The sequence below is a fragment of the Isoptericola sp. NPDC060257 genome, from assembly GCF_042726645.1.
GTDB lineage: Bacteria > Actinomycetota > Actinomycetes > Actinomycetales > Cellulomonadaceae > Isoptericola > Isoptericola nanjingensis.
The window spans coordinates 1-5,370 of sequence record NZ_JBHXAW010000297.1 but is presented as its reverse complement, the minus strand read 5'-3'; the positions used below and the strand labels follow the sequence as shown (position 1 = coordinate 5,370).

4 protein-coding genes are annotated in these 5,370 nt (G+C 71.7%); 2 read left to right on the top strand and 2 right to left on the bottom strand.

The window, feature by feature from the left end; translation table 11 throughout:
* Nucleotides 1-41 precede the first annotated feature (41 nt).
* On the bottom strand, nucleotides 42-1,364 hold the full coding sequence (locus ACFWEK_RS18505; RefSeq protein WP_430554987.1) for an MFS transporter: 1,323 nt from the start codon (nucleotides 1,362-1,364) through the stop codon (nucleotides 42-44).
* A 127-nt stretch (nucleotides 1,365-1,491) separates the two neighbouring features.
* Nucleotides 1,492-2,187, bottom strand: a complete 696-nt coding sequence (locus ACFWEK_RS18500; RefSeq protein WP_430554986.1) for a demethylmenaquinone methyltransferase — start codon at nucleotides 2,185-2,187, stop codon at nucleotides 1,492-1,494.
* A 198-nt stretch (nucleotides 2,188-2,385) separates the two neighbouring features.
* On the opposite strand from ACFWEK_RS18500, the gene ACFWEK_RS18495 reads away from it, so the two are divergent.
* The gene (locus ACFWEK_RS18495; protein ID WP_430547773.1) at nucleotides 2,386-3,741 is read left to right on the top strand and encodes an 8-oxoguanine deaminase; all 1,356 of its coding nucleotides are present in this window, start codon (nucleotides 2,386-2,388) and stop codon (nucleotides 3,739-3,741) included.
* Nucleotides 3,742-3,869: 128 nt separating this feature from the next.
* The gene (locus tag ACFWEK_RS18490; protein WP_430547772.1) at nucleotides 3,870-5,333 is read left to right on the top strand and encodes a nucleobase:cation symporter-2 family protein; all 1,464 of its coding nucleotides are present in this window, start codon (nucleotides 3,870-3,872) and stop codon (nucleotides 5,331-5,333) included.
* The last annotated feature ends 37 nt before the right edge of the window (nucleotides 5,334-5,370 follow it).

Sequence of the window (5,370 nt, the reverse complement as noted above, 5' to 3'; positions counted from 1 at the left end):
GATCCACCCGCTGCCGAACGGACGAGGACCGACGGTCGGGGTCAGCGGACGCCCGAGACCTCCGCGTCGTCGAGGTCGGCGCCGTAGCGCTCCCTCTCGATCTCCTTGAGGCTCTTGCCCGCGGTGTCGGGCGTCCAGACGACGCCGATCACCAGCGAGGCGACGAGCAGCGCGACCATGATCCCGCCTACGAAGGGCACACCCTGCTCGGCGAGCATCGTCGGGAACAGGTAGCTCAGCAGGCCGACCGCGATGCGTGCGACGAAGAAGAGCACGCCCTGCGCCGAGGCGCGGTACGCCGTGGCGAACAGCTCGGCGGTCCACAGCGCGTAGAACGCCTGGGCGCCGATGCCTGCGGACACGCCCCACAGGACGGCGTACGCGATGAGCAGGGGCATCGAGACGTGCGGCACGAAGGCGAGGATCATCCACGCGGCGACGGCCATGACCGCGCCGATGCCGTAGAGCAGGCGGCGACTCACCCGGTCGCCGTACTTCATGAAGCCCCAGAACGTGGCCGCCGACGTGAGGCCCCAGACCAGCACCTGCAGCAGGTTCTGCGCGACGGCGCTCTCGACGCCGGCCGTCTGGTAGACGCGCGGCATGAAGATGCCGGCCTGCCCGGCCACCGTGTTCCACAGGGCGTAGACGCCGACGAGGAACAGCAGCGCCTTGACGTTCTGCGGGTGCGAGATCAGCTCGCGGAAGCCGCGACGCCTGCGACCGAGCGCGACCTGCTTGGCGTTGGACTCCTTCCAGACGTCCGACTCCGCCAGCCCGCGCCGCACCCACCAGGTGACGAACGCGATGACGAACAGGTGCGCGAAGATGATGCGGCTGCCGAGCAGGCCGAGGGGGACCAGCGCCGTCGCGAGCACGAAGCCGATGAAGGGGCCGAGCGACCACGCGAGCTGGGCGGTGCCGACGTGCCTGGCGCGCTGGTCGTCGGGCGCCTCCTCCGCGATGTACGTCCACGCGACGGGCACGCCCGCGCCGACGGCGATGCCGGTGAGGACGATGCCGACGAACAGCATCCACGGGGCGCCGGCGAACACGATGAAGGCCGTGCCGAGCATGTAGAGCAGCAGGTCGTAGGTGTAGATGAACTTGCGCCCGTACCGGTCGCCCAGCGGGCCGCCGATCATGGCGCCCACCGCCGCGCCGAACGCGTTGGCGCTCAGGGCCGCGGCGAGCCCGACGGCGAGGTTGCTCAGCCCGAAGTGCTCCTGCCAGAGCGTGAGGCTGGTGGCGAGGGCGATGATCGAGCCCGCCTCGATGTAGTTGGACATCGCGACCGCGACCGTCGCCCGGTAGCCGTGCAGGCGGGTGCCGCCGCCCGCCGTCGCGCCGTGTGGTGTCGTCATCGACCGTGCCTTCCCTGCGTACGTCGTCGTGCCGATCGTCGTTGAATCGTTTCAGGATCGGATCGACGATACGCCGGGGCCCGCGCGGGCGTCAAAGAGCCAGGTCGGGACCCGCTCGGCGGGGCGGTCAGGCCGGGCGCACGGCCCGGTGCAGCGCCACGATGCCGCCGGTGAGGTTGCGGTACGACACGCGGTCCCAGCCGGCATCGAGGAGGAGCCGGCCGAGGGCCGCCTGGTCGGGCCAGCTCCGGATGGACTCGGCGAGGTAGTCGTACGACCCGCGGTCACGCGTCACCGCGCCCGCCACCACCGGCAGCGCGCGCATCAGGTACTCCATGTACACCGTGCGGAACGGCGCCCACGTCGGCGTGGAGAACTCGCAGATCACCACGCGACCGCCCGGCCGCACGACGCGCAGCATCTCGCGCAGGGCGGCGTCGGTGTCGACGACGTTGCGCAGGCCGAAGCTGATCGTCACGGCGTCGAACGCGGCGTCCGCGAACGGCAGCCGGGTCGCGTCGCCCGCGACGAAGGACAGGTCGGGGCGCCGCTCCTTGCCCACCGCGAGCATGCCGAGGCTGAAGTCGGACGGGACCACCAGCGCGCCGTCCGCGGCGAACGGCTCGCTCGACGTCCCGGTGCCGGCCGCGAGGTCGAGCACCCGCTCGCCGGGGACGGCCGCGACGGCGTCCACCACCGCGCGCCGCCAGCGCCGGTCCTGCCCGAGGGAGACGAGGTCGTTGACGAGGTCGTACCGCTTCGCGATCCCGTCGAACATCGACGCGACCTCGGCGGGCTTCTTCTCCAGGCTGGCGCGGGACATGGACGTCATGCTCCCACGCACGGCGGTACGCACCGAGGCATTCACCGAGGCCCGCACCGTTGACGGTGCGCGCGCCGGTCGCCTAGCGTCACCGGCAGAGGACGGCGCGGTGCCGTCGCTCCCTGGATCGGCAGACAGGACCACTGAGCCGGCGCGACGCGGCGCCGCTCCCCCGGTGCCGCCGCCATGGAGGCACCGATGAGCACCTGGATCAAGAACCCGCTGGCCGTCTTCACCGCCGACGACGCACCCGGGGCGCCCGACGCCCGCGGCGGCGTCGTCGTCACGGACGGCGTGATCACCGAGCTTGTCGCGGCGGGGGCGAGCCCGTCGACCCCGGTCGACGCCACGTTCGACGCGTCCGAGCACGTGGTCACGCCCGGCCTGATCAACACGCACCACCACTTCTACCAGACCCTCACGCGCGCCTGGGGGCCGGTCGCCGACGCCGAGCTCTTCCCCTGGCTGACCACGCTCTACCCGGTCTGGGCGCGCCTCACGCCGCGCGCCCACGAGCTCGCGACGAAGGTCGCGCTGACCGAGCTGCTGCTGTCGGGCTGCACCACGGCCGCCGACCACCACTACGTCTTCCCGGCGGGCCTGGACGACGCGATCGACCTCCAGGTCGCGGCGGTCCGCGAGCTCGGCATGCGCGCCACCCTGACGAGAGGCTCGATGACGCTCGGCACGGACGACGGCGGCCTCCCGCCGCAGTCCGTGGTGCAGGACCCGGACACGATCCTGGCCGACTCCGAGCGGCTGATCTCCACGTACCACGAGCGCGGCGCCGGGGCACGGATCCAGATCGCACTGGCGCCCTGCTCGCCGTTCTCGGTGACCCCGGCGGCCATGCGCGACACCGCCGAGCTGGCCGAGCGGCACGACGTGCGCCTGCACACCCACCTGGCCGAGACGATCGACGAGGAGGACTTCCTGCGCGAGCGGTTCGGCATGCGCACCGTGGACTACCTCGAGTCGGTCGGCTGGCTCACCGACCGGGCCTGGCTGGGCCACGGCATCCACTTCGACGACGCCGAGATCGCCCGCCTCGGCGCGGCGGGCACGGGCGTGGCGCACTGCCCGACGTCGAACATGCGGCTCGCGTCCGGCATCGCGCGCGTGCTCGAGCTGGAGGACGCCGGCGCGCCGGTGGGCCTCGGCGTGGACGGCTCGGCCTCGAACGACGCGTCGACGATGATGCCCGAGGCCCGCCAGGCCCTGTACCTGCAGCGGCTCAAGTACGGCGCCTCGGTGCCGGTGGCGCGCGCCCTCGGCTGGGCGACGCGAGGTTCGGCCCGCGTGCTGGGCCGCGACGACCTGGGCGTGCTGGCCGTCGGCAAGCAGGCCGACCTCGCGCTGTGGCGGCTCGACGAGCCCCGCTTCTCGGGCTCGCACGACCCGGTCGCCGCCCTGCTGCTGTGCGGCGCGGACCGCGCCGACCGGGTGATGGTCGGCGGCGAGTGGCGCGTCGTCGACGGCGCGGTGGTCGGCCTCGACCTGCCCGCGCTCCTGGCCGAGCACCGTGAGGCGGCGCGCAGGCTCGTGGCGGGCTGAGCTCGCGGCAGCCGCAGATCCACCCCTCGGAAGGGGTTGACACAGATCACACTTGCCGGTCGAATAGTGGAAGGCTTCTTCCGCACACCGGAAGATATGACCATCGATAGCGAACGAGGAGGTCCGCTATGTCACGGTCCGCATCCCCCCGGGCGGCGGCGACCAGCCCCGCCCGCCCCGAGGACGAGCGCCTGCCGCTCGGCGCCACCGTCGGGTACGGCTTCCAGCACGTCCTCACGATGTACGGCGGCATCATCGCCCCGCCGCTCATCGTGGGTGGGGCCGCCGGCCTCACCTCGGCGGAGATCGGCACGCTCATCGCCGCCTCGCTCTTCATGGGCGGTCTCGCGACGATCCTGCAGACCGTCGGTATCAAGTTCTTCGGCTCCCAGCTGCCGCTCGTGCAGGGCGTGTCGTTCGCCGGCGTCTCGACCATGGTCGCGATCGTCGGGGGCGGCGGCGGGATCCCCGCCGTCCTCGGCGCGGTGCTCGTCGCCTCGGCGATCGGGTTCCTCATCACGCCGTTCTTCGCCCAGATCATCCGGTTCTTCCCGCCCGTGGTCACCGGCGTCGTCATCACGACGATCGGCCTGACCCTCATGCCGGTGGCGGCGAACTGGGCGATGGGCGGCAACGCCGAGGCGCCCGACTACGGCTCCACGAGCAACATCGGGCTGGCGTTCCTCACGTTCGCCATCGTCGTCCTGCTGTCCAAGGTGGGCTCGGGCGTCGTGTCGCGACTGTCGATCCTCATCGCGATCGTGGCCGGCACGCTGATCGCCCTCGCGCTCGGGATGGCGGACTTCGCCGGCGTCGGCGAGGGCCCGGTGGTCGCGTTCCCGATGCCGTTCAGCTTCGGCGCCCCGACGTTCGAGGTCGCCGCGATCGTCTCCATGCTCATCGTCATCCTGGTGACGCTCACGGAGACGACGGCGGACATCATCGCGGTCGGCGAGATCGTCGGCACCAAGGTGGACCGCAAGCGCATCGCCAACGGCCTGCGCGCCGACATGGCGTCCTCCGTCGTCTCGCCGGTCTTCGGCTCGTTCACGCAGTCGGCGTTCGCCCAGAACGTGGGCCTGGTCGCGATCACCGGGGTGAAGTCGCGCTTCGTGGTCACCGCCGGCGGCGGCATCCTCGTGGTCCTGGGCCTGCTGCCCGTGCTGGGCCGCGTCGTGGCCGCCGTCCCGACGCCCGTGCTCGGCGGAGCCGGCGTCGTGCTGTTCGGCTCCGTGGCGGCGTCGGGCATCCGCACGCTCGCCAAGGTCGACTACAAGAACTCGATGAACCTCATCATCGTGGCGGCGTCGATCTCCTTCGGCATGATCCCGATCGCGAAGCCCGACTTCTACGACCAGTTCCCCACGTGGTTCGGCACCATCTTCCACTCGGGGATCAGCTCGGCGGCGCTCATGGCGATCCTGCTGAACATCCTGTTCAACCACATCAAGGCCGGGACGCCCGAGAACCCGTCCGTCTTCGTCAAGGGCACCGCGAGCAAGGCCGTCGACGACGAGCAGCTCGAGGACCTCGCCGACGACGGCGTGCTCAACCGGTCCAACCGCCGGGAGGGCGAGGCGACCTCGAGGTGAGGTCGTCCGGCAGCACACGAGGCTTGACCCACGCACC